Annotated in this window: 19 protein-coding genes; 10 read left to right on the plus strand and 9 right to left on the minus strand. The window is 66.3% G+C overall.

Annotated elements, in window-relative coordinates:
• Nucleotide 1 precedes the first annotated feature (1 nt).
• From NF616_RS09320 to NF616_RS09335, 4 genes are read right to left on the minus strand one after another with little or no spacing between them, the layout of a single operon-like run.
• Nucleotides 2-1,021, minus strand: coding sequence for an ABC transporter permease (locus tag NF616_RS09320; RefSeq protein WP_252272964.1), 1,020 nt, complete (start codon nucleotides 1,019-1,021; stop codon nucleotides 2-4).
• A gap of 1 nt (nucleotide 1,022) precedes the next feature.
• On the minus strand, nucleotides 1,023-2,108 hold the full coding sequence (locus NF616_RS09325; protein ID WP_252272965.1) for a microcin C ABC transporter permease YejB: 1,086 nt from the start codon (nucleotides 2,106-2,108) through the stop codon (nucleotides 1,023-1,025).
• Nucleotides 2,108-3,937: an extracellular solute-binding protein gene (locus NF616_RS09330; RefSeq protein ID WP_252272966.1), complete on the minus strand. Its 1,830-nt coding sequence runs from the start codon at nucleotides 3,935-3,937 to the stop codon at nucleotides 2,108-2,110. The genes NF616_RS09325 and NF616_RS09330 overlap by 1 nt, the downstream gene beginning before the upstream one ends.
• Nucleotides 3,934-5,763, minus strand: a complete 1,830-nt coding sequence (locus NF616_RS09335) for an extracellular solute-binding protein (protein WP_252272967.1) — start codon at nucleotides 5,761-5,763, stop codon at nucleotides 3,934-3,936. The genes NF616_RS09330 and NF616_RS09335 overlap by 4 nt, the downstream gene beginning before the upstream one ends.
• A 245-nt stretch (nucleotides 5,764-6,008) precedes the next feature.
• Between NF616_RS09335 and NF616_RS09340 the strand changes: the two genes are divergently transcribed.
• On the plus strand, nucleotides 6,009-7,451 hold the full coding sequence (locus NF616_RS09340) for an HDOD domain-containing protein (RefSeq protein ID WP_252272968.1): 1,443 nt from the start codon (nucleotides 6,009-6,011) through the stop codon (nucleotides 7,449-7,451).
• A 109-nt stretch (nucleotides 7,452-7,560) separates the two neighbouring features.
• Here the strand turns inward: NF616_RS09340 and NF616_RS09345 are convergent, their stop codons facing one another.
• The gene (locus NF616_RS09345) at nucleotides 7,561-9,132 is read right to left on the minus strand and encodes a lytic transglycosylase (RefSeq protein ID WP_350493487.1); all 1,572 of its coding nucleotides are present in this window, start codon (nucleotides 9,130-9,132) and stop codon (nucleotides 7,561-7,563) included.
• Between the two features lie 92 nt (nucleotides 9,133-9,224).
• Nucleotides 9,225-10,007: a hydroxyacylglutathione hydrolase gene (gloB, locus tag NF616_RS09350; RefSeq protein WP_252272970.1), complete on the minus strand. Its 783-nt coding sequence runs from the start codon at nucleotides 10,005-10,007 to the stop codon at nucleotides 9,225-9,227.
• Between the two features lie 215 nt (nucleotides 10,008-10,222).
• On the opposite strand from gloB, the gene NF616_RS09355 reads away from it, so the two are divergent.
• The 5 genes from NF616_RS09355 to NF616_RS09375 all read left to right on the plus strand — a co-directional run bounded on the left by NF616_RS09355 (nucleotide 10,223) and on the right by NF616_RS09375 (nucleotide 15,988).
• Nucleotides 10,223-10,981, plus strand: coding sequence for a class I SAM-dependent methyltransferase (locus tag NF616_RS09355; RefSeq protein ID WP_252272971.1), 759 nt, complete (start codon nucleotides 10,223-10,225; stop codon nucleotides 10,979-10,981).
• An 11-nt stretch (nucleotides 10,982-10,992) separates the two neighbouring features.
• On the plus strand, nucleotides 10,993-11,445 hold the full coding sequence (gene rnhA, locus NF616_RS09360; RefSeq protein WP_252272972.1) for a ribonuclease HI: 453 nt from the start codon (nucleotides 10,993-10,995) through the stop codon (nucleotides 11,443-11,445).
• The gene (dnaQ, locus tag NF616_RS09365; protein ID WP_252272973.1) at nucleotides 11,438-12,181 is read left to right on the plus strand and encodes a DNA polymerase III subunit epsilon; all 744 of its coding nucleotides are present in this window, start codon (nucleotides 11,438-11,440) and stop codon (nucleotides 12,179-12,181) included. Before rnhA ends, dnaQ begins: the two co-directional genes overlap by 8 nt.
• Nucleotides 12,182-12,301: 120 nt before the next feature.
• A complete protein-coding gene (locus NF616_RS09370) occupies nucleotides 12,302-14,557 on the plus strand; it encodes an Orn/Lys/Arg family decarboxylase (RefSeq protein ID WP_252272974.1) in 2,256 nt (751 codons plus the stop codon).
• Nucleotides 14,558-14,611: 54 nt separating this feature from the next.
• Nucleotides 14,612-15,988: an amino acid permease gene (locus tag NF616_RS09375; RefSeq protein ID WP_252272975.1), complete on the plus strand. Its 1,377-nt coding sequence runs from the start codon at nucleotides 14,612-14,614 to the stop codon at nucleotides 15,986-15,988.
• On the opposite strand, the gene nhaB is transcribed toward NF616_RS09375, so the two are convergent.
• Entirely contained in the window at nucleotides 15,945-17,441 is a 1,497-nt protein-coding gene (gene nhaB / locus NF616_RS09380) for a sodium/proton antiporter NhaB (RefSeq protein WP_252272976.1), read from the minus strand. The two genes, NF616_RS09375 and nhaB, sit on opposite strands and share 44 nt — an antisense overlap.
• A gap of 223 nt (nucleotides 17,442-17,664) precedes the next feature.
• Between nhaB and NF616_RS09385 the strand changes: the two genes are divergently transcribed.
• From NF616_RS09385 to nudC, 3 genes are read left to right on the plus strand one after another with little or no spacing between them, the layout of a single operon-like run.
• A complete protein-coding gene (locus tag NF616_RS09385) occupies nucleotides 17,665-18,477 on the plus strand; it encodes a crotonase/enoyl-CoA hydratase family protein (protein ID WP_252272977.1) in 813 nt (270 codons plus the stop codon).
• An 18-nt stretch (nucleotides 18,478-18,495) separates the two neighbouring features.
• The gene (locus NF616_RS09390) at nucleotides 18,496-20,169 is read left to right on the plus strand and encodes a FimL-related protein (RefSeq protein ID WP_252272978.1); all 1,674 of its coding nucleotides are present in this window, start codon (nucleotides 18,496-18,498) and stop codon (nucleotides 20,167-20,169) included.
• Nucleotides 20,169-21,002, plus strand: a complete 834-nt coding sequence (nudC, locus tag NF616_RS09395) for an NAD(+) diphosphatase (protein ID WP_252272979.1) — start codon at nucleotides 20,169-20,171, stop codon at nucleotides 21,000-21,002. Before NF616_RS09390 ends, nudC begins: the two co-directional genes overlap by 1 nt.
• A 1-nt stretch (nucleotide 21,003) precedes the next feature.
• Here the strand turns inward: nudC and NF616_RS09400 are convergent, their stop codons facing one another.
• Together NF616_RS09400 and NF616_RS09405 are read right to left on the minus strand one after the other, a co-directional pair.
• Nucleotides 21,004-21,369: a glyoxalase superfamily protein gene (locus tag NF616_RS09400; protein ID WP_252272980.1), complete on the minus strand. Its 366-nt coding sequence runs from the start codon at nucleotides 21,367-21,369 to the stop codon at nucleotides 21,004-21,006.
• A gap of 15 nt (nucleotides 21,370-21,384) precedes the next feature.
• Nucleotides 21,385-22,161, minus strand: a complete 777-nt coding sequence (locus NF616_RS09405) for a TSUP family transporter (protein ID WP_252272981.1) — start codon at nucleotides 22,159-22,161, stop codon at nucleotides 21,385-21,387.
• A 100-nt stretch (nucleotides 22,162-22,261) separates the two neighbouring features.
• Between NF616_RS09405 and NF616_RS09410 the strand changes: the two genes are divergently transcribed.
• Entirely contained in the window at nucleotides 22,262-22,912 is a 651-nt protein-coding gene (locus NF616_RS09410) for a hypothetical protein (protein ID WP_252272982.1), read from the plus strand.
• The last annotated feature ends 44 nt before the right edge of the window (nucleotides 22,913-22,956 follow it).

Raw genomic sequence — 22,956 nt, forward strand, 5'->3', positions numbered from 1 at the left:
CTCATTTCCTCGGGTCGAAGGCATCGCGGGCGGCTTCGCCGATGAACACCAGCAGGCTGAGCATCAGCGCCAGCACGGCGAAGGCGGTGATGCCGAGCCAGGGCGCCTGCAGGTTGGCCTTGCCCTGGGCCACCAGCTCGCCCAGCGAGGGCTCGCCGGCCGGCAGGCCGAAGCCGAGGAAGTCCAGCGAGGTCAGAGTACCGATGGCGCCGGTGAGGATGAAGGGCATGAAGGTCATGGTCGAAACCATGGCGTTGGGCAGGATGTGGTGGAACATGATGCCGCCGTTGCCCATGCCCAGCGCCCGCGCCGCGCGTACGTATTCGAGGTTGCGGCCGCGGAGGAATTCGGCGCGCACCACGTCGACCAGGCTCATCCAGGAGAACAGCAGCATGATGCCCAGCAGCCACCAGAAGTTGGGCTGCACGAAGCTGGCCAGGATGATCAGCAGGTAGAGCACCGGCAACCCTGACCAGACTTCGAGGAAGCGCTGCCCGGCCAGGTCGACCCAGCCGCCGTAATAGCCCTGCAGGGCGCCGGCCAGCACGCCGATCAGCGAGCTGAAGAGGGTCAGCGCCAGGGCGAACAGTACCGACACGCGGAAGCCGTAGATCACCCGCGCCAGCACGTCACGGCCCTGATCGTCGGTGCCCAGCCAGTTCTGCGCCGAGGGCGGCGCGGGGGCCGGCACCTGCAGCTCGTAGTTGATGCTCGAGTAGTCGAAGGGGATCGGCGGCCAGAGCATCCAGCCGTCCTTTTCCGCGATCAGCTCGCGGATGTACGGGCTCTTGTAGTTGGCCTGCAGCGGGAATTCGCCGCCGAAGGTGGTCTCCGGGTAGCGCTTGAACACCGGGAAATACCACTCGCCGTCATAGCGCACGGCCAGCGGCTTGTCGTTGGCGATCAGCTCGGCGCCGAGGCTCAGCACGAACAGGACGAGGAACAGCCACAGCGACCACCAGCCGCGCTTGTGCGACTTGAACAGGGCGAAACGGCGTTGATTGAGAGGGGAGAGCGCCATATCAGTGCTCCCGGCTTTCGAAGTCGATGCGCGGATCGATCAGGGTGTACATCAGGTCGCTCACCAGCTTGGCCAGCAGGCCGAACAGAGAAAAGATGAACAGGGTGCCAAACACCACCGGGTAGTCACGGTTGACGATGGACTCGAAGCCCAGCAGGCCCAGGCCGTCGAGGGAGAAGATCACCTCGATGAGCATGGAGCCGGCGAAGAAGATGCCGAGGAAGGCGGCCGGGAAGCCGGCGACCACGATCAGCATGGCGTTGCGGAACACATGGCCATAGAGCACGCGGCGGTCGGTCAGGCCCTTGGCGCGGGCTGTGACCACGTACTGCTTGCCGATCTCGTCGAGGAAGCTGTTCTTGGTCAGCAGGGTGAGGGTGGCGAAGTTGCCGATCACCAGGGCGGTCACCGGCAGGGCCAGGTGCCAGAAGTAGTCGAGGATCTTGCCGCCCAGGCTGAGTTGGTCGAAGTTGCCCGACGTGAGCCCGCGCAGGGGGAACCAGTCCCAGTAGCTGCCCCCGGCGAATAGCACGATCAGCAGGATGGCGAAGAGAAACGCGGGAATGGCGTAGCCGATGATGATCGCAGAGCTGGTCCAGACATCGAAGGCGCTGCCGTGGCGGGTGGCCTTGGCGATGCCGAGCGGAATGGAGATCAGATAGGTGATCAGGGTGCTCCACAGGCCCAGCGAGATGGATACCGGCATCTTCTCGAGGATCAGATCGACCACCGTGGCGTCGCGGAAGAAGCTCTCGCCGAAGTCCAGCTGGGCGTAGCTCTTGAGCATCAGCCAGAAGCGCTCGGGGGCCGACTTGTCGAAGCCGTACATCTTCTCGATCTCGGCGACCAGCTCCGGGTCCAGGCCTTGGGCGCCGCGGTAGTTGGCACCGGCCGAGGCGACCTCGCCGCCACCGCCGGAGACCCGCGCGGTGGCACCGCCGGAGGCGGCGTCGAAGCCTTCCAGCTTGGCGATCATCTGCTCCACCGGGCCACCGGGCGCGGCCTGGACGATGATGAAGTTGATCAGCAGTATGCCGAGCAGGGTGGGGATGATCAGCAGCAGGCGGCGGACGATATAGGCCAGCATCAATTAGCTTCCTGCGCGTTCGTGTCGGTTGGGGCCGGCGCGGTGCGGTGGAGCGGCTGCTCTTCCCACCAGGTGAGCAGGCCGAAGTCGGACAGCGGGGTGATCTCGGGGCGGCCGAAGCGCTTCCAGTAGGCCACGCGCCAGGCGTCCACGTAGTAGTTAGGCACCACGTAGTGGCCCCACAGCAGCGCCCGGTCCAGCGCGCGCGCGTGGGTAATCAGCGACTGCCGGGAGTCGGCGCGGATCAGGCCCTCGACCAGCTTGTCGATGGCCGGGTCGCGCAGGCCGATGTAGTTCTTGCTGCCCGGCTTGTCGGCGCTGCTGGAATGCCACATGTCCAGCTGCTCGTTGCCGGGCGAGTTGGATTGGGCCCAGACGGCCGAGGTCATGTCGTAGTCCCAGTCGCGCAGCCGGTTGATGTACTGCGACATGTCGACCCGGCGGATCTGCAGATCGATGCCCAGCTCCGCCAGGTTGCGCTTGAACGGCAGCACGACCCGCTCCAGGTTCGGCTGGAAGTTGAGGAACTCGAAGGCTAGCGGCTTGCCGTCCGGGCCGACCATCTTGTCGTCGACGATGCGGTAGCCGGCCTCGGTGAGCAGCTGGAAGGCGCGGCGGCTCTGCTCGCGGATGATGCCGCTGCCGTTGCTGACCGGCGGCCTGAATTCCTGGCTGAAGACCTCTGGCGGCAGCTGTTCGCGCAGCGGCTCGAGCAGCTTCAGCTCGGCCTCGTCCGGCAGGCCGGTGGCGGCCATCTCGGAGTTCTCGAAGTAGCTGCGGGTGCGCTTGTAGTCGCCATAGAAGATCTGCTTCCTGGCCCACTCGAAGTCGAACAATTGGGCGATAGCCTCGCGCACCCGGCGGTCCTGGAACATCGGGCGGCGCAGGTTGAACACATAACCCTGCATGCCCGCGGGTACGTACTTGGGAATGGACACCTGGACGAACTTGCCGTCGCGCAGCGCCGGCGAGTCGTAGCCGGTGTTCCAGTCCTTGGCGGAGTACTCTTCGTTGACATCGAAGTGCCCGGCCTTGAAGGCCTCCAGGGCCACCTGGGTATCGCGGTAGTAATCGACGCGGATGCGGTCGAAGTTGTACAGGCCGCGGCTCACCGGCAGATCCTTGGCCCACCAGTCCTTGACCCGCTCCAGCTCGAGGGAGCTGCCCGGCGAGAACTTGCCGATGCGATAGGGACCGCTGCCCAGCGGCGGCTCCAGGCCACCCTTGGCGAAGTCGCGGCTGGCCCACCAGTGCTTGGGCAGCACCGGGAGCTGGCCGAGGATCATCGGCAGTTCGCGGTTGTCCTTGTGCTTGAAGTCGAAGCGCACCGTGAGCTTGTCCTCGGCCACCACTTGCGCCACGTCGGCGTAATAGTGGCGGTACAGCGGATCGCCTTTTTCCAGCAGCGTGTGGAAGGTGAAGATCACGTCCTCGGCGGTGATCGGCGTGCCGTCGTGGAAGCGCGCCTTCGGGTTGAGGAGGTAGCGCACATGGCTGTTGTCCGGCGCCTTGTCGATCTTCTCGGCAACCAGGCCGTATTCGGTGAAGGGCTCGTCCAGCGAGTGATAGGTCAGGGTGTCGTAGATCGCACCGATGCCGGCCGGATTGCCCTTGGGAATGAACGGGTTGAAGCTGTCGAAGCCACCTATGCCGCGCTGGCGCAGGAGGCCGCCCTTGGGCGCCTCGGGGTTCACGTAGTCGAAGTGCTGGAAGTTCGCCGGGTATTTGGGCGCTTCGTCGTAGAGGGTGATGGCGTGTCGGGGTTCGGCCTGGGCCGCGCCGGTCAGCATCAGCAGGGCGACGCCGAAAGCGCGTAGGGGCAGGGTCATCGAGCGGTCTCCGTGGGCTTCAGCCACCAGGCCCGCAGCCCGAGGGTGTAGGGCGGGGTGGTGACGAAGGCGAACCGATTGCGGTACGCCAGACGATGGTGATTGATGTGCCAGTTGGGAATGCTGTAGTGCTGCCAGAGCAGCACGCGGTCGAGCGCGCGCGCCGCAGACACCTGCTCCTCGCGGCTCTGCGCGGCGAGCAGTTTGTCGAGTAGTGCGTCCACCACGGGGTGGCGCACGCCTGCGTAGTTCTTGCTGCCCTTCACGCCGGCCTGGCTGGAGTGGAAGTACAGCCACTGTTCCAGGCCGGGATTGAGGCTCTGCGGCAGGGTCATGAGGATCATGTCGTAGTCGAACTGGTCGAGGCGCTGCTTGTACTGGGCGCGGTCGACGGTGCGCAGATCGGCCTGGATGCCGATGCTGGCGAGGTTCTCGGTGTAGGGCTGGAGGATGCGCTCCAGGTTAGGGTTGACCAGCAGGATCTCGAAGCGCAAGGCCTCGCCCCTGGCGTTGACCAGTCGCTGGCCGGAAGGTTTCCAGCCGGCCTCGGCGAGCAGGCCGAGGGCGCGACGCAGGGTCTCGCGCGGGATGCCGCGGCCGTCGGTGGCGGGCAGGGTGAATTGCTGGGTGAAGAGCTTGGCCGGCAGTTGCTTGCGATAGGGCGACAACATCAGCCATTCGCCGCCCTCCGGCTTGCCGGTCGCACTGAATTCGCTGTTGGGGTAGTAGCTGGTGCTGCGCCTGTAGGCACTGTTGAACAGCGCGCGGTTGGTCCATTCGAAGTCGAACATCAGGCCCAGGGCCTCGCGCACCTTGCGCTGGGCGAAGGTGTCGCGGCGGCTGTTCATGAACAGCGCCTGGGTCTGGGTGGGGATCTGGTGCGGGATTTCGGCGCGGATCACGTCGCCGCGGGCGATGGCCGGAAAGCGGTAGCCGTTGGCCCAGTTCTTCGCCTGGTGTTCGACATAGAAGTCGAATTCGCCGGCCTTGAACGCCTCGAAGGCGACGCTGCTGTCGCGGTAGAACTCCACCTCGACCCGGTCGAAGTTGTACTTGCCACGGTTCACCGCCAGCTTCTCGCCCCACCAGTCCTTGACCCGCTCGAACACCAGGCGCCGGCCCGGCTCGACCTGGGCGATGCGGTAGGGGCCGCTGCCCAGTGGCACGTCGAAGCTGGTGGCCTTGAAGTCGCGGTTCTTCCAGTAGTGCTGGGCCAGCACCGGCAGCTCGCCCAGGCGCAGGATCAGCAGCGGATTGCCCGCGCGCTTGAGCACGAAGCGGATGCGGTGGCGGTCGAGGATGTCGACCCGCTGCACCTCCTGCAGGTAGGTGCGGTATTGCGGGTGTCCGTCGCGGACCAGGGTGCGGTAGGAAAACGCCACGTCGTAAGCGGTGATCGGCTTGCCGTCGTGGAAGCGTGCCTCCTTGCGTAGGTTGAACACCACCCAGCTGCGGTCTTCGTTGTACTCCACGCTCTTGGCGATCAGCCCGTAGCTCGAGGCCGGCTCGTCGCCGGACGGGTCGTAGGGGCCGGTACCGACCATCAGCGGCTCGTTGAAGTCGCTGACCCCGTAATGCAGGAAGTTGGGCGCCGCCGAGGGGCTGCTGCCCTTGAAACTGTAGGGGTTGAGCGTGTCGAACGTGCCAAGGGCCATGACGCGCAGGGTGCCGCCCTTGGGCGCACCGGGGTTCACCCAGTCGAAGTGGGTGAAGCTGGCCGGGTACTTGAGCGCGCCGAACTGGGCGTAACCGTGGCTTTCGCTGAGGGTCGCGAAGGCGGGAAAGCTCATGGCCAGGCCGAAGATCAGCGAGAGGAGGAGACGCATCGGGTGCGGAATCCGGTCCATGGGGCTTGTGGCGGCCTCTGTGGGGGCAGGTGGATCGTGTGCGCGTTGCCGCCGAGGGTGGCCGTCCGGCCTTACCGTTGCGTGCTGCACAGGCCTGCCTGCAGGCCGGCTGGTTGTTTGGTCCGTACAGTAACAGCTTGTATAGGCTGGAAAAAGAGTGCCTTATTCGGCCCCTGTGCCATCAATTTGATTACACTGAAACAAATTGCAATGAGGTTGCTGTCTTGGCGGAACGCAGTATCGGGTTACAGGCATGGATAGACCGTTTGAATCAGGCCGAATTGCCAGCTCTCGCCGCCGTGGTGCAGGACCTTCATCGCCTGTCGCAGGCCGACAAGGCCTCGGTGCAGCAGCTGGCAGACCTGCTGCTGCGCGACGCCTCGCTCACCTCCAAGGTGCTGCGGGTTGGTAACAGCGCCTACTACAACCCCTCGCAGGAAAGCATCCGCACCATCTCGCGGGCCATCGTGCTGATCGGCTTCGATAACGTGCGACTGATCGGCATGTCAGTCAGCCTTATCGACAGCCTGCTGACCAAGGTGCCGCGCGAGCAGCTGCAGATGTTGCTGGCGCGCTCGTTCCACGCCGCCGTGCAGGCGCGCAACATCGCCGGCTACGTGCTGACCCGGAACCAGGAAGAGGTGTTCATCGCCGCCCTGTTGCACACGGTGGGCGAGCTGGCCTTCTGGGCCTGTGGTGGCGAGCAGGCCGATGAGCTGGCCGATGCTCTGCAACAGCCGGGCATCGATGCCGACGACGCGGTGCGCCAGGTGCTCGGCACCAGCTTCCGCCAGCTCACCCAGGGCCTGGTGAAGAGCTGGAACCTCGGCGAGCTGGCCAGCTTCGCCCACGGCAGCGGCAACCAGCACGACCCCGCGGTGCGTGCGGTCAGCCTGGGCGTGAAGATCAGCGAGGCGGCGCTGGACGGCTGGGACTCGCCGGAGATGGAAAAGCTGGTGCAGCAACTGGCCGACTTCACCGGCGTGAGCCCGGAGGACGCGCTCAAGCAGGTGCTGGAAAGTGCCGAAGAGGCGGTCGAAGTGGCTGCTACCTTCGGCGCCAGCCAGTTGTGCCGGCTGATCCCCAATACCGACCCGGAACAGATCAAGCTGCAGCAGCAGGAACGCAAGGCCAGGCTGCTGCAGCCGGACCTGCTGGTGCTGCAACAGGCCCTGCAGGACCTGGGCATGATGGTCAACCAGAAGGGCGATGTCGGGATGGTCCTCGACACCCTGCTCAAGGGCTTGCATCAGGGCGCCGGCCTGGAGCGGGTGATGCTCGCCGTGCTGGCCGACGGACAGACCAGCTTCCGCGTCAAACGGGCGGTGGGCGAGGGCACCGAGCAGTGGCTGAGCGACTTCCGCCTGCCGGCCAAGCAGGCCGAGCAGCCACACATCTTCAGCTACGCGCTGCGCAACCGTGAGGCGATCTGGATGGGCGTGCCGGCCAGCTACAACCTGGCCGAGCTGGTGACCCTGCCGATGCGTCAGCTGCTCGGCCAGGGTATGTTCTTCATCGCCCCGCTATTGGCCGGCACCCGCGAGATCGGCGTGCTCTACGCCGACAACCGTCTCTCCGGGCGGGCGCTGAAACACGAGCAGTTCGTCGCCTTCCAGCGCTTCACCCAGCTCACCGGCCGCTGCCTGGAGGCGCTGGGCAAGCGCTGAGAAGGCGCGGCGGCCCAAGCCAAAAGTCGTGCTGTCGATTCCCTCTCCGGTTCGTGGAGAGGGTTGGCGGAGCGCGGGCTCATGAAGGCGCCCGACTCGGAGCATGCAGTCAGTCGAGATACAGCGTCAGCGTCTGCCCCGGCTTCAGCGCACGGCTGTCGCTGCGCGGATTCCAACGCTGCAGGTGCTGGAGGTCGACCTTGAAGCGTTGGGCGATCAGGTACATGGAGTCGCCACTCTTGACCCGGTAGTAGGTCACGTTCTGCCGTTCGCCGGCCTTCTGTTGCGGCGCGGCGGCCACGGTGCTGCCGCCGCGAAGCACCAGTTCCTGTCCGAGGCGCAGCTTGCTGCGGGCGGTGAGGCCGTTCCAGCGCTGCAGGTCCTTGAGCGATACGCCGTGGGTATTGGCGATCTGCCAGAGCGTGTCGCCGCTCTTGATCTTGTAGCGGCGCGCCTGGGTGACGGGCGCCTTGGCCACCTGTTCGTGCAGCGCGCGGGCGGGTTCGCCGCCGACCTGGCCGGGAATCTCGAGCATCTGGCCGACGCGCAGGTGATTGCTGCGCAGCTTGTTGACGTCCTTGAGCGTGGCGACCGTCAGGTGGTGGCGATTGGCGATGCTGTGCAGGTTGTCGCCCGAGCGCACCCGGTACTGTTGCCACTGCACGCGATCCTCGGGCTTCATCAGGGCCAGGCTGGAGTTGAACTGCTCGGCCTTGCCGATCGGCACCAGCAAATGCAGCGGGCCGTCCATGGTGATGCCTCGCTTGAAGGCCGGATTGAGGCTTTCCAGCTCTTCTTCTTCCATGTCGACCATGGCCGCCAGCTGCGCCAGGTCCAGCCCGGGCTTGCTGGCGACCTGCTCGAAGTAGGGCTCGTTGGCGATGGGGTTGAGGGAAACGCCGTACGCCTCCGGCGACATGATGATCTGCGAGAGCGCCAGCAGCTTCGGCACGTAGTCCTGGGTTTCTTTCGGCAGCGGCAGGTTCCAGTAGTCGGTCGGCAGGCCGAGGCGCTGGTTGCGCTCGATGGCGCGGCTCACCGTGCCTTCGCCGGCGTTGTACGCGGCCAGCGCCAGCAGCCAGTCGCCGTTGAACATGTCGTGCAGGCGACCGAGGTAGTTGAGCGCGGCATTGGTGGAGGCGGTGATGTCGCGGCGGCCGTCGTACCAGTTGGTCTGGCGCAGATTGAAGTAGCGGCCGGTGGAAGGAATGAACTGCCAGATGCCGACGGCATGGCTGCGCGAGTACGCGTAGGGGTTGTAGGCGCTTTCGATCACCGGCAGCAGCGCCAGTTCCATCGGCATGTCGCGCTCTTCCAGGCGCTCCACCACGTAGTGGATATAGAGGCTGCCGCGGGTGCTGGCGCTTTCCAGGAAGGAGGGGTTGCTGACGAACCACAGGCGCTGGTTCTCGATACGAGGGTTGACGCCGATCTGCTCCTGCAGCGCGAAGCCATCACGCATGCGCTCCCAGATGTCCTTGGGCGCCTCCACCTGCACCGTATCGCTGAGCCATTCCGGCTCCTGCTCCAGCGTCACCGCGCGGTCGGTGTCGACGCCTTCGTCATCGCCCGTATCCATGCTCTGACAGCCGGCCAGAGACACGAAAAACACTACCGCCAGAGCCCTCGCTGCCCGCGCAAACGTCGTCGATTCAAGGGTTCCAAAAGGTAATAAAAGCATTGGTTTCTAGTATCTGCCGGCGAAAAAAATTCCGGGGATTCTAGAAACGGCCCCTGGGGTGGTCAAGTTTTCACCAGGGCCCGAGAAGTGTTCTAGCTCGCCTTGAAATGGTCCTTCCAGTCGCGCAGGCAGGCAAAAACCTGGGCTTGCGTCCGCTGCTGTCTGCCGTTCCGCTGGTCGAGTAATTGTTTAACGGATGTTTCGTTGCAGCGCAGGAACGGGTTGGTCGCCTTCTCCAGGCCGAGGCTCGACGGCAGGCTGATGCGCCCGGCGGCGCGCCAGGCCTCGACCTCGGCGAAGCGTGCGGCGATGGCCGGGTTGTCGGGCTCAACCGCGCGGGCGAAATGCAGGTTACTCAGGGTGTACTCGTGGGTGCAGTAGACGGCAGTGGCGTCGGGCAGGGCCGCCAAACGGCCCAGGGATTCGTGCATCTGCGCAGGCGTGCCCTCGAACAGGCGCCCGCAGCCGGCGGCGAACAGGGTGTCGCCGCAGAACAGCCAGCCTTCGTCTTTCTGGTAGTAGGCGATATGGCCCAGGGTGTGACCGGGCACCGCATAGATAAGGAAGCTGCGGCCGAGCACTTCTACGCTGTCGCCCTCGTCCAGGGCCAGGTCGCGGGCCGGGATGTTCTCGTGCGCCGGGCCGCTGACGCGCGCGCCGGTCGCGGCTTTCAGTGTGGCCACACCGCCGACGTGGTCCGGATGATGGTGGGTGACGAGGACGTCGGTGAGCTGCCAGTCCGGGTGCGCTGCCAGCCAGTTCAGCACCGGCGCGGCGTCGCCCGGGTCGACCACGGCGCAGCGGCGGGCGCCGGTATCCTGCAGTAGCCAGATGTAGTTGTCGCTGAACGCGGGAAGGGCATCGATCTGAATCATGTTCGGGGTCGCCATTCGGGAAGCAATGGCGCATCTTAAGCGCTGAATCAGCTCACGATCTGCTGCGCGTCGGCTAAACGGCGTTGAAAGTGGCCTCGGAATGCTCATTTACAACTCGTAAACTCCGCTTCCTCGGCCACTTTCGCCACCGTTTATCTCTAGCTCGCGAGACCGTGAGCAGATTCCGACATCTTGTTTGTGTCATGGAGGTTCCGATGAGCGAGCGACCCTTCGCCCAGGCCGATGCCGAGTGGCTGGAGCTGACCCGCGCCGCCCGCGAGTGGCTGGCCTCGCCGTTGGGCGAGCTGCTGCTGGCCGAGGAGAGCAAGGCGCTGGACGAGGAGCTGGCGCGGTTTTTCGGCGGCTACCTGGTGCATTACGGTCCGGCGCTGGCCGAGCCGCCCAAGGCCCCGCAGATTCGCTGCAACGTGCGCCTGGGAGCGCCCCTGCCCGGCGTGCACATCGCCTGCGAGGAACAGGCCTGGCCGCTGGGCGAGCATGCCGCCGACGTAGTGGTGCTGCAGCACGGGCTGGACTTCTGCCTGTCGCCCCACGGCCTGCTGCGCGAGGCGGCGCGCAGCGTGCGCCCCGGCGGCTATCTGCTGGTCACCGGGATCAATCCCTGGAGCGCCTGGGGGCTGCGTCATCGCTTCGCCCGCGATGGCCTGGCCCAGGCCCGCTGCTTCGCGCCCAGCCGCCTGGCGGACTGGCTCGGCCTGCTCGGATTCGCGCTGGAGAAACGCCGCTTCGGGTGCTATCGTCCGCCGCTTTCCGCGCCGGCCTGGCAGGCCCGTCTGGCAGGGCTGGAGCACTGGGGCGCGCGTATCCACGCGCCCGGCGCCGGTTTCTACCTGCTGGTGGCACGCAAGCTGGTGGTGGGGTTGCGCCCGTTGCGTCCGCCCCAGCGCGCCAGCGTGGGCAAGCTGCTGCCGATGCCGGTGGCCAAGGTCAGCCGGCGCGATTCCGAGCAATAAAGCAGGACTACATGAGCGACATAGTCGAGATCTACACCGACGGCGCCTGCAAGGGCAATCCCGGCCCCGGCGGCTGGGGCGCGCTGATGATTTACAAGGGTGCGGAGAAGGAGCTGTGGGGCGGCGAGCCCAACACCACCAACAACCGCATGGAGCTGATGGCGGCGATCTGCGCGCTGATCGCCCTGACCCGGCCCTGCCAGGTGCGCCTGGTCACCGACTCGCAGTATGTGATGAAGGGCATCCAGGAATGGATGCCGAACTGGAAGAAGCGCGGCTGGAAGACTTCGACCAAGGAGCCGGTGAAGAACGCCGACCTGTGGCAGGCGCTGGACGAGCAGGTCAACCGCCACCAGGTGACCTGGCAGTGGGTGCGCGGGCATACCGGCCACCCGGGCAACGAGAAGGCGGACCAACTGGCCAACCGCGGCGTAGATGAAGTGAGGGCAATGAAGCATGCGTAGCGTCGTACTCGACACCGAAACCACCGGCATGCCGGTCACCGATGGCCACCGCATCATCGAGATCGGCTGTGTCGAGCTGGAGGGGCGGCGCCTGACCGGCCGTCACTTCCACGTCTACCTCAACCCGGATCGCGAGATCGACGAGGGCGCGATCGCCGTCCACGGCATCACCAACGAGTTCGTCGCCGACAAGCCGCGCTTCAAGGACGTCGCCGACGAGTTCTTCGAGTTCATCACCGGCGCCCAGCTGATCATCCACAACGCGGCGTTCGACGTCGGCTTCATCAACAACGAATTCGCCCTGCTGGGCCAGAGCGAGCGCAGCGACGTCGCCGACTACTGCTCGATCCTCGACACCCTGCTGATGGCCCGCGAGCGCCACCCGGGCCAGCGCAATAACCTCGACGCGCTGTGCAAGCGCTATGGCGTCGACAACTCCGGCCGTGACCTGCACGGCGCACTGCTCGACGCTGAGATCCTCGCCGACGTCTACCTGACCATGACCGGCGGCCAGACCCACCTGTCGCTGGCCGGCGAGGGCGGCGACGGCTCGGGACGTGTGCTGCCGAGCCCGATCCGCCGGCTCGACCCCAATCGCGCGCCGATCCGCGTGCTGCGTGCCAGCGAGGAGGAACTGGCCGCCCACGCCGCGCGCCTGGCGGTGATCGAGAAGGCAGCCGGTGGTCCTTCGCTGTGGGCCAAGATGGACGCGCCGGCCGAGGAGCCGGTGGCCTGACGAAAACGGTCAATGCGACCTTTTCTTACAGCGTTCCGCATCGGGGGTTCCGCCGCCATCGGCGAACTTCTACCCTGAGGCGATCGGGCACTTCGACGTGCCTCGCCTCAGGAACCTCCAATGTATAAAGACCTGAATTTTCCCATCCTCATCGTTCACCGCGACATCAAGGCCGACACGGTCGCCGGCGAGCGCGTCCGCGCCATCGCCGAGGAGCTGAGCAAGGACGGCTTCACCATCCTTTCCACCGCCAGTTCCACCGAGGGCCGCATCGTCGCATCGACGCACCATGGCCTGGCCTGCATCCTGGTGGCGGCCGAGGGGGCAGGGGAGAATCAGCGTCTGCTGCAGGACATGGTCGAGCTGATCCGCATCGCCCGCCTGCGTGCGCCGCAGCTGCCGATCTTCGCCCTGGGCGAACAGGTCACCATCGAGAACGCGCCGGCCGAGGCCATGGCCGATCTCAACCATCTGCGCGGCATTCTTTATCTGTACGAGGACACCGTGTCCTTCCTCGCCCGCCAGGTGGCGCGCGCCGCGCACAACTACCTGGACGGCCTGCTGCCGCCATTCTTCAAGGCGCTGGTGCAGCACACCGCGCAGTCCAACTATTCCTGGCACACGCCCGGTCATGGCGGCGGCGTGGCCTATCGCAAGAGTCCGGTGGGGCAGGCCTTCCACCAGTTCTTCGGCGAGAACACGCTGCGTTCCGACCTCTCGGTATCGGTGCCGGAGCTGGGCTCGCTGCTCGATCACACCGGCCCGCTGGCCGAGGCCGAGGCGCGCGCGGCGCGCAACTTTGGCGCCGACCACACCTTCTTCGTGATCAACGGCACCTCGACGGCGAACAAGATCGTCTGGCATTCGATGGTTGGCCGCGACGACCTGGTGCTGGTGGACCGCAACTGCCATAAGTCGATCCTGCACTCGATCATAATGACCGGCGCCATCCCGCTGTATTTGATGCCCGAGCGCAACGAGCTGGGCATCATCGGGCCGATTCCGGTTTCCGAGTTCAGCCGGGAGTCGATCCAGGCCAAGATCGATGCCAGCCCGCTCGCCCGCGACCGTCAGGCCCGGGGTGGCGCGCCCAGGGTCAAGCTGGCGGTGGTGACCAACTCCACCTACGACGGCCTCTGCTACAACGCCGAGATGGTCAAGCAGGCCCTGGGCGACTCGGTGGAGGTCCTGCACTTCGACGAGGCCTGGTACGCCTACGCCGCATTCCACGAGTTCTACGCCGGGCGCTACGGCATGGGCACCCGCTGCGAGGCGCATTCGCCGCTGGTGTTCACCACCCACTCCACGCACAAGCTGCTGGCGGCCTTCAGTCAGGCCTCGATGATCCACGTGCAGGACGGCGGCGTGCGCCAGCTGGACCGCGACCGCTTCAACGAAGCCTTCATGATGCACATCTCCACCTCGCCGCAGTACGGCATCATCGCCTCGCTGGACGTGGCCTCGGCAATGATGGAAGGCCCGGCCGGCCGCTCGCTGATCCAGGAGACCTTCGACGAGGCGCTGAGCTTCCGCCGTGCCCTGGCCAACCTGCGCCAGAACCTGGCTACGGACGACTGGTGGTTCAGCATCTGGCAGCCGGAGCAGGCCGGTGGCGAGGACGTGCAGACCGGCGACTGGCTGCTCGAGCCCAACGCCGACTGGCACGGTTTCGGCGAGGTGGCCGAGGACTACGTGCTGCTCGACCCGATCAAGGTCACCCTGGTGATGCCGGGGCTGTCCGCCGACGGCAAGCTGGCCGAGGCGGGGATTCCGGCTGCCGTGGTCAGCAAGTTCCTCTGGGAGCGCGGCCTGGTAGTGGAGAAGACCGGCCTGTATTCCTTCCTGGTGCTGTTCTCCATGGGCATCACCAAGGGCAAGTGGAGCACGCTGCTCACCGAGTTGCTGGAGTTCAAGCGCCTGTACGACGCCAATGTGCCGCTGCTCGAGGCGCTGCCCTCGATCGCCCGCGAGGGCGGGGCGCGCTACGCCGGCATGGGCCTGCGCGACCTGTGCGACGAGCTGCACGCCTGCTACCGCGAGAACGCCACGGCCAAGGCGCTGAAGCGCATGTACACGGTGCTGCCGCCATTGGCGATCAAGCCGGCCGACGCCTACGACCAGCTGGTGCGCGGCGGGGTCGAGGCGGTGCCGATCGAGCAACTGGAAGGGCGCGTCGCCGCGGTGATGCTGGTGCCCTATCCGCCGGGCATTCCGCTGATCATGCCGGGCGAACGCTTCGCCGCCGAGACCCGCTCGATCATCGACTACCTGCAGTTCGCCCGCGCCTTCGACAGCCGCTTCCCCGGCTTCGACGCCGATGTGCACGGCCTGCAGCGCGAAGGCGCGTGCTATACCGTGGATTGCATCAAGGAATAACGCACGGCCTGACGACTCGTTTCGCGCAGGCCGGCCACGCCAGCGGGGGGCGTCATGGCTGAAGGCAAGAGCGCGCGCGGGGAAATGGGGTTCTGGACCTGTACCGCGCTGGTGGTCGGCAACATGGTCGGTTCGGGGGTGTTCCTGCTGCCCTCGGCGCTGGCGCCGTACGGCGGGTTGAGCCTGGTCGGCTGGCTGGTCTCCACCACCGGTGCGGTGCTGCTGGCACTGACCTTCTCGCGCCTGGCGCGCTTCAATCCGGCCGCCGGCGGGCCCTACGCCTATACCCGCGATGCCTTCGGCGGTTTCGCCGGTTACCTGTGCGCCTGGACCTACTGGAAGGCCGCCTGGATCGGCAACGCCGCCATCGCCGTGACGCTGGTGGGCTACCTGCAGGTGTTCTTGCCGGTCCTGCGCGATCCGCTCATGACCGTGGCGGCGGCGATCGGCGCGATCTGGCTGTGCACCCTGATCAACCTGCGCGGCATCACCGCCTTCGGCTACGTGCAGAACGTGCTGACCTTGCTCAAGCTGATCCCGCTGCTGCTGGTCGGGGTGCTCGGCTGGTTCTACTTCAATCCCGAACACCTGAGCATTCCCGCGCCGGCGCAGCTGCCCGGCGGCGGCTATGCCCAGGCCATCGCCACCACGGCGGCGTTGACGCTGTGGTCGTTCATCGGCCTGGAGTCGGCGACGGTGCCGGCCGAGCACGTGCGCGAGCCACGCCGGACCATCCCGCGTGCGACGCTGGTCGGCACGCTGGTGGCGGCGACGGTCTACATCCTCTCCATCACCGCCGTGCAGGGCATTCTGCCGCCCGAGATACTGGTCAAGTCCACCGCACCGTTCGCCGATGCTGCGCGGGTCATGCTCGGCGACTGGGGCTACTACGTCATCGCCGGCGGCGCGGTCATCGCCTGCCTCGGTGCGCTCAACGGCTGGGTGCTGCTGCAGGGCCAGATTCCCATGGCGACCGCCCGCGACGGTTTGCTGCCGGAGGCCCTGGCGCGTACCAACAAGCACGGCGTGCCGGCCAACGGACTACTGATCTCCGGTGTGCTGGTGACGCTGCTGGTGCTGGTGGACGGGCAGGGCGATCTGGTCGAAGTGTTCAACGTGATCATCCTGCTCGGCACCATGGCCGGCGTGGTGCCCTATGTGTTCTGCGCCGCGGCCCTGCTGCACCTGCTGGCGATGCGCCCGGCCGATTTCGGTCGCCATGAAAGCGGCCGGCTGCTGTGGGTGGGTTGCTGCGCCTTTCTCTATTCCATGTGGGCGCTGTACGGCACAGGCGAGCAGGCGATCTTCTGGGGCTTTCTCGTGCTGATGGTCGGTATCCCGCTCTACACCTGGCGCCAGTGGCGCAACCGGGTAGAGGCGGAGGCCGTCACAGCCAGTGGCTCACCGCCCACCAGCCCAGACCACCCATGACGAAGGTGTAGGGCAGGGCCATCCACACCATGCGCCCGTAGGACAGTCGCACCAGCGGGGCGACGGCCGAGGTGAGCAGGAACAGGAAGGCCGCCTGACCGTTGGGTGTGGCCACGCTCGGCAGGTTGGTGCCGGTGTTGATGGCCACCGCCAGCGCCTCGAAGTGTTCGCGACTCATCTGACCCTGGGTGAACGCCTGCTTGACCTCGGTGATGTAGATGGTGGCGACGAACACGTTGTCGCTAATGGCCGAGAGCAGCCCGTTGGCGATGAACAGCATGCCCGGCTGCTGCTCGGTGGGCAGCGCCAGCACCCATTGGATGACCGGGGTGAACAGCTGTTGTTCGTGGATCACCGCGACCACGGCGAAGAAGGTCACCAGCAGCGCGGTGAAGGGCAGGGCCTCCTGGAACGCGCGACCGATGCGGTGCTCGTCGGTGATGCCGGAAAACGCGGTGATCAGCACGATCACCATCAGGCCGATCAGCCCGACCTCCGCCACATGCAGAGCCAGGCAAAGGATCAGCAGCAGCGCCGCTAGACCCTGGACCAGCAGCGCGGCTCGCTGCAGGGAGGTGCGCTGGGCATCGCTGGCGCGTGCCTGCTCGGCCAGCACCTGGCGTACGGCGGCGGGCAGCGGGGTGCCGTAACCGAACCAGCCCAGGCGCTCGAGCAGGGCGCAGGTCGCCAGGCCGGCGGCCAGCACCGGCATGGAGACGGGGGCCGTCCGCAGGAAGAACTCGCCGAAGTGCCAGCCCATCTCGTGGCCGATCAGCAGGTTCTGCGGCTCGCCCACCAGGGTGCACACGCCGCCCAGCGCGGTGCCCACCGCACCGTGCATCAGCAGGCTGCGCAGGAAGGCGCGGAATTGTTCCAGGTCCTCGCGATGCAGCTCGATGGGCTCGGCGTGCAGCGCCTCCTCTTCATGCGGGCCGCGGTCGGAGGCGACTCGGTGGTAGACCGAGTAGAAGCCCAGCGCCGCGCTGATGATCACGGCGGTGACCGTCAGCGCGTCGAGAAAGGCCGAGAGAAAGGCGGAGAGCAGGCAGAACAGCAGGGACAGCAGCGTCTTCGAACGCACCACGAGCAGGATGCGCGAGAACAGGAACAGCAGCAGGTCTTTCATGAAATAGATGCCCGCCACCATGAACATCAGCAGCAGGATCACCGGGAAATTGTGCTCGAGCTCGTCGTACAGCGCCTGCGGCGTGGCGAGGCCGAGCAGTATCGCCTGCAGCACCAGCAGGCCGCCGGGTTGCAGCGGATAGCACTTGAGCGCCATGGCCAGGGTGAAGATGAATTCGCCCACCAGCAGCCAGCCGGCGACCGCCGAGCCGAGGTTCCACAGCACCACCGGATTGACGATCAGGAAGACGACGATCGCCAGCTTGTACCAATGCGGCGAATTGCCGAGGAAGTTATGGGCAAGGGCGGCGGCGAAAGAGCGCGGCATGGGTCTGGTCCCCCTGAATCGGAGAGCGAAGATTCCGGGGCAGTTTCAAAAAGATCAAGCGTTTAACGTATATAGTCAGAAATCTTCTCAGCTTTGCTAGCGTGCCGTGCGTCACAGTGGCCGGCATCGACTTTTGGATCGTGCTTGTTATAGTGCTGCGATTGATTCCAAGACCCACTATCCGTATCGCCGCCCCGCGTGCCCGCCTTCGAGGATGATCTGCGTGCCCGAATACAAAGCTTTCCGTGTCGAACTCGTCGACAAGATCGCCCATGTGCAGATCAACCGCCCGGAGAAGATCAACGCGATGAACGTCGACTTCTGGGAGGAGATCATCGAGATCTTCCGCTGGGTCGATGACACCGACGAGGTTCGCGTCGTGGTGCTCTCGGGGGCCGGCAAGCATTTTTCGTCCGGCATCGATCTGATGCTGCTGGCCCAGGCCGGCAGCCAGCTGGGCAAGGACGTGGGCCGCAACGCCGAGGCCCTGCGCCGCAAGATCCTTCAGCTTCAAAGCAGCTTCAACGCCGTCGACAACTGCCGCAAGCCGGTGCTGGCGGCGATCCAGGGCTACTGCCTGGGCGGCGCCATCGACCTGATCTCCGCCTGCGACATGCGCTACAGCACTCTCGACGCGCAGTTCTCCATCAAGGAGATCGACATGGGCATGGCTGCCGACGTCGGCACCCTGCAGCGCCTGCCGCGCATCATCGGCGATGGCATGATGCGCGAGCTGGCCTTCACCGGGCGCACCATCGATGGCCCCGAGGCCCTGCGCATCAACCTGGTCAACCGCACCTACGCCAGCCAGGAAGAACTGCTGGCCGGCGTGTTCGAGATCGCCGGCGAGATCGCCAGCAAGTCGCCGATCGCCATCCGCGGCACCAAACACATGATTCGCTACATGCGTGATCACCGGGTCGACGACGGCCTGGAATACATCGCCAACTGGAACGGCGCGATGTTGCAGTCTGCCGACCTGCGCGTGGCCATGGCCGCGCACATGAGCAAGCAGAAACCGGAATTCGCCGACTAATAGAGGTTCAGCAGACCCATGGTCACTGGAGCGACATCCCTGAGCTTGGTGCGTGACGAGTTGTTCACCACCATGGAAGAGACCGAGCAGAGTCTCGAACAGTTCATCGCCGAACGGAACAACGGCAGCCTGCTGCAGCAGGCCGTGGAAAACCTGCAGCAGGTGCGCGGCACCCTGAGCCTCATCGAACTGGCCGGCGCCGAGTTGCTGGCCCAGGAAGTGCTGCAACAGGCCACCGACATTCCCGCCGGTGCCGGCGAGGAGCGCGACGGCCAGCTGGCCGCCCTGAGCAACGCCCTCTACGTGCTGCGCCGCTACCTCGAGAACGTCGACGCCAGCCGCCAGGAAATGCCCGAGCTGCTGTTGCCGGCGATCAACGACCTGCGCCAGGCAGGTGCCCAGCCGCCGCTACCGGAGAGCTTCTTCTTCAGCGTACGCCTCGATCAGCCGCGCCCGGTCGGCGTGCCCGGCGTGCCGCCCAGCGCCCAGGACGCCCGCCGCCTGCGCCACATGTTCCAGGTCGGTCTGCTCGGCTTCATCCGCGAGGACAATCCCCAGGCCGGTCTCAAGCTGATGCTGCGCGCGCTCGGCCGCCTCGACGGGCTGTTCGCCGACACCCCGGCCGCTCGCCTGTACTGGGTCGGCGCCGCGGCGGTCGAGTCCCAGCTGGACGGCCAGTTGCTGCCGCGCAAGTCGCGCAAGCAGCTGTTCTCCCGCCTAGATCGCGAGATCAAGCAGGCCCTGGCCGCCAATGGCGGCTACGAGACACCACGCAGCCTGCTCAAGGAGCTGCTCTATCTGGTGGCTCTGGCCGACACCCGCGGCCCGCAGGCCAGCGCCGTGCGCGACGTGTTCGGCCTGACCGCGCTGCCGTTCACCGATCACCTGCTCGACGAGGAATACCAGCGCCTGTCCGGCCCCGGTCAGGGCGTGATGCGTTCGCTGTCCACCGCCATCCGCGAGGAACTGGCCAGCGTAAAGGACCTGCTCGACCTGATCGAGCGTGGCACCGCCCAGCCGGAGAGCTTCGGCAATCTGCACGCGCTGCTCGGCAAACTGGCCAAGACCCTCAGCATGGTCGGGCTCAGCTCGGCGGCCAACGCGCTGCAGGTGCAGCTGCCGGTGGTAGGTGGCTGGAGCGAAGAAGCCCCCGCCGCCGGTACCGATCTGCACAAGCTGGCCGAGGCGGTGCTTTACGTGGAAAGCATGGTCGCCAGCCTCGAACGTGGCGAGCAGCGTAACGCGCGGCCGGCGCCGGTGGCCCCGGGCGACGAGGGCGAGGCCTTTGCCGCGCACCAGCTGGCCGAAGCGCGCATCGTGGTGGTCGACGAGGCTCAGGGCGGCCTGGCCCTGGCCAAGCGCGCCATCACTTCCTACCTCGAATCCAACGGCGACAAGCTGCACCTGGCCAACGTGCCCTTCAGCCTGCAGGCGGTGCGCGGCGGTCTGTGGTTCCTCGGCCAGGAGCGTGCGGCCCGGCTGATCGGCCTGTGCGGCGACTACATCCAGACGCAGATGGTCGATGCCCGGCAGATGCCGTCCGAGCAGATGCTGGAAACCCTGGCCGACGCCCTCAGCAGCCTGGAGTATTACCTCGAGGGTGGTGCCGTGCTGCGTCCCGAGACCACGCCGAGCGTGCTCGACCTGGCCGAGGAAAGCGTGCGCGCCCTGGGCATGCCGGTAGCCGCGTGATGGCTTCCGGCTGGCAGACCACGCCACCGCTGAACAATGACCAGGCCGGCGGCTGGGCGCTGGTGCGCAGCTCGCAGGGCTTTCTCGCCGACGGCAACGGCGTGCTCTTTCCCCGCGAATGGCTCAAGCGTCAGGAGCTGTCGCTGCTGGCCGAGCACGGCCTCGGCCATTTCGACGGCGAGCCGGTGTGGCTGCTGACCCTGGACCGCCCGGCCGAGATGCCCGGCTGCTTCTGGCAGGGCCTGCGCCAGTTCATGCTGCAGGCCGACTATCCGACTTTCCGCATGCTGTCGTTCGCCGAGCAGGTTGGTCACTGGGATCTCAACCACCGTTTCTGCGGCCGCTGTGGCAGCCGCAACCGTCAGGTGCCGGGCGAGCGCTGCATGCGCTGCCCTGATTGCGGCCTGGACAGCTATGCGCGCATCTCGCCGAGCATGATCGTGCTGGTCACCCGCGGTGACGAGGTGTTGCTGGCCCGTTCGCCGCGCTTCGTCTCCGGGGTCTACAGCACCCTGGCCGGCTTCGTCGAGCCGGGCGAGTCGGCGGAAGAATGCGTGGCCCGCGAGGTGCGCGAGGAAGTCGGCATCGAGGTCGGCGCGCCGCAGTACCTGGGCAGCCAAAGCTGGCCCTTCCCGCATTCGCTGATGCTGGGCTTTCACGCCGAATATGTCAGCGGCGAGATCGTGCCCCAGGCCGACGAGATCGAGGACGCCCGCTGGTTCCCCATCGACCAGCTGCCGCCATTGCCGATGTCGCGCTCGATCGCCCGCTATCTGATCGACCTCTACGTCGCCCGTCGCCTCGGCCAGCCGGAGCCCGAGCTGCTGCGCTGATTCAGCCGACCGCGTCGGTGAAGGTCAGGCGGTTGCCGAAGGGGTCGCGCACGCTCATGTCGCGGCTGCCCCAGGGCATGGCTTCGATTCCCGGGCGTGCATAGCCGTAGCTCTTCTGCTCCAGCTCACGATGAAACTCGTCCAGGCCGTCGGTCTCGATGCGCATTGCCGCGCCGGGGCAGGCGTCGCCGTGGTGTTCGGACAGATGCAGCACGCAGCCGTCGCGCGACACCTGCAGGTACAGCGGCATGCCGGGGGCGAAGCGGTGCTCCCAGTCGACCCGGAAGCCCAGGTAGTCCACATAGAATTCCCGGGTCTTGGCTTCGTCGAAGATGCGCAGGATCGGAGTCGTCTTGGCGAGTCGCATGGTGAAAATTCCTTTTTAGAACCAGTGTTGCCAGGCCAGGCGCGCGGTCAGCGCCAGCACCACGAGGATGAACACCGGGCGAATGAACTTGGAGCCGCCGCTGATCGCCGTGCGCGCGCCGAAGAAAGCGCCGGCCATCAATGCCAGGCCCATGCTGATGCCGAGCACCCAGGCCACCTGGCCGGCGATGATGAATACCGTGAGGGCCATGGCGTTGCTGACGAAATTCATGCTGCGCGCCACGCCGCTGGCGCGCACCAGGTCCATGGGGTAAAGCAGCAGGGTGCTCACCGTCCAGAACGCGCCTGTGCCCGGGCCGGCCACGCCGTCGTAGAAGCCCAGGCCGAAGCCCTGGGGCCATTGCCGGCCCTGGGCCACGGGAGCGTCGTGCTGGCCATGGGTCTCCGGCATCTTGCCGAACAACAGGTAGAGACCGCAGCCGAATACCACGGCGGGGAGCATCTGGTTGAGCCAGTCCGCCGGCAGCCAGTGGGCGATGATGGCGCCGATGGCCGCGCCCACCGCCGTGGCGATCAGCGCGTTGCGCCACTGTCGTGGCGAGAACAGCTTGCGCCGGTAGAAGGTGTAGCTGGCGGTCGCCGAGCCGAAGGTGGCGCACAGCTTGTTGGTGCCCAGTACCAGATGCGGCGGCAGGCCGGCGGTGAGCAGGGCGGGAATGGTCAGCAGGCCGCCGCCGCCGGCAATGGCGTCGATGAATCCGGCGATGAAGGCGACGATGGCGAGGATCAGCAGGGTGGTCGGATCTACGGCCAGCTCGAAGGGGAAGGGCATAAAAAACTCGAAGTGGGTTCAATTGTGCGGGGCCATCGCTGGTCCACCGCACAGTGGCTGAGCATAATGCCGGCAAAAAATCGCAGAAGGAATCGCTTCCATGCAGTATGACGGCCTGGCCTGGTTCACCGGCCTGCTGGCCCTGCTGGCCCTGTTCGTCGCCGCCCGTATCCTGTTCGCACCCAACTGGTTCCTCGCCTGGCTGCGCGGCACCCTGGGCCTGGCCGTTCTCGCCGTGGCGCTGCTGGTCGGTGTGGTGGCCTATGACCTGCGCAGCTACGACGCGCAGGTGCGCGACAAGCCGCTGGTGACCCTGAGCTTCGCCGCCGAGGGCGCGCAGCGCTACCGGGTCAACCTGCTGGAGGGCGGCGAGGAGCGTCAGGTACTGCTGGAGGGCGATCTCTGGCAACTGGACGCCCGGCTGTTGGGCTGGAAGGGCCTGGCGGCGCTGATCGGCCTGGAACCGGGCTATCGTCTGGAAAAGCTCTCGGGCCGTTTCCTCGCCATCGAGCAGCAGGAGACCGCCCGTCACGCCCAGGTACAGCTGGCGCAGAGTCCCTACGGCATCGACCTGTGGCGCTGGCTGCGCCTGGGCCAGCGCGACCTGTTCCTGTTCGAGCCGCAGGCCGCGCGTGTCACCTACCTGCCGATCGCCGATGGCGCCGTGTTCAGCGTCAGCCTGAGCCCCACCGGCCTGCTCGCCAAGCCCATGAACCAGGTCGCCGAACAGGCGCTGAAGGACTGGCAATAGCTCGCAGGATGCACCGTGCGCGCCCTGGCGCGGCACAACGAAAA

The sequence above is a fragment of the Pseudomonas subflava genome (assembly GCF_023823685.1).
GTDB lineage: Bacteria > Pseudomonadota > Gammaproteobacteria > Pseudomonadales > Pseudomonadaceae > Aquipseudomonas > Aquipseudomonas subflava.

Bases quoted from the DNA above. Each gene is read 5' to 3' on its own strand.
- NF616_RS09370 (WP_252272974.1), top strand. From the start codon at position 12,302: ATGTATAAAGACCTGAATTTTCCCATCCTCATCGTTCACCGCGACATC.
- nudC (WP_252272979.1), top strand. From the start codon at position 20,169: ATGGCTTCCGGCTGGCAGACCACGCCACCGCTGAACAATGACCAGGCC.
- NF616_RS09375 (WP_252272975.1), top strand. From the start codon at position 14,612: ATGGCTGAAGGCAAGAGCGCGCGCGGGGAAATGGGGTTCTGGACCTGT.
- NF616_RS09345 (WP_350493487.1), bottom strand. From the start codon at position 9,132: ATGCTTTTATTACCTTTTGGAACCCTTGAATCGACGACGTTTGCGCGG.
- NF616_RS09355 (WP_252272971.1), top strand. From the start codon at position 10,223: ATGAGCGAGCGACCCTTCGCCCAGGCCGATGCCGAGTGGCTGGAGCTG.
- NF616_RS09405 (WP_252272981.1), bottom strand. From the start codon at position 22,161: ATGCCCTTCCCCTTCGAGCTGGCCGTAGATCCGACCACCCTGCTGATC.
- rnhA (WP_252272972.1), top strand. From the start codon at position 10,993: ATGAGCGACATAGTCGAGATCTACACCGACGGCGCCTGCAAGGGCAAT.
- NF616_RS09400 (WP_252272980.1), bottom strand. From the start codon at position 21,369: ATGCGACTCGCCAAGACGACTCCGATCCTGCGCATCTTCGACGAAGCC.
- dnaQ (WP_252272973.1), top strand. From the start codon at position 11,438: ATGCGTAGCGTCGTACTCGACACCGAAACCACCGGCATGCCGGTCACC.
- NF616_RS09335 (WP_252272967.1), bottom strand. From the start codon at position 5,763: ATGCGTCTCCTCCTCTCGCTGATCTTCGGCCTGGCCATGAGCTTTCCC.
- NF616_RS09410 (WP_252272982.1), top strand. From the start codon at position 22,262: ATGCAGTATGACGGCCTGGCCTGGTTCACCGGCCTGCTGGCCCTGCTG.
- NF616_RS09325 (WP_252272965.1), bottom strand. From the start codon at position 2,108: ATGCTGGCCTATATCGTCCGCCGCCTGCTGCTGATCATCCCCACCCTG.
- NF616_RS09320 (WP_252272964.1), bottom strand. From the start codon at position 1,021: ATGGCGCTCTCCCCTCTCAATCAACGCCGTTTCGCCCTGTTCAAGTCG.
- NF616_RS09330 (WP_252272966.1), bottom strand. From the start codon at position 3,937: ATGACCCTGCCCCTACGCGCTTTCGGCGTCGCCCTGCTGATGCTGACC.
- nhaB (WP_252272976.1), bottom strand. From the start codon at position 17,441: ATGCCGCGCTCTTTCGCCGCCGCCCTTGCCCATAACTTCCTCGGCAAT.
- gloB (WP_252272970.1), bottom strand. From the start codon at position 10,007: ATGATTCAGATCGATGCCCTTCCCGCGTTCAGCGACAACTACATCTGG.
- NF616_RS09390 (WP_252272978.1), top strand. From the start codon at position 18,496: ATGGTCACTGGAGCGACATCCCTGAGCTTGGTGCGTGACGAGTTGTTC.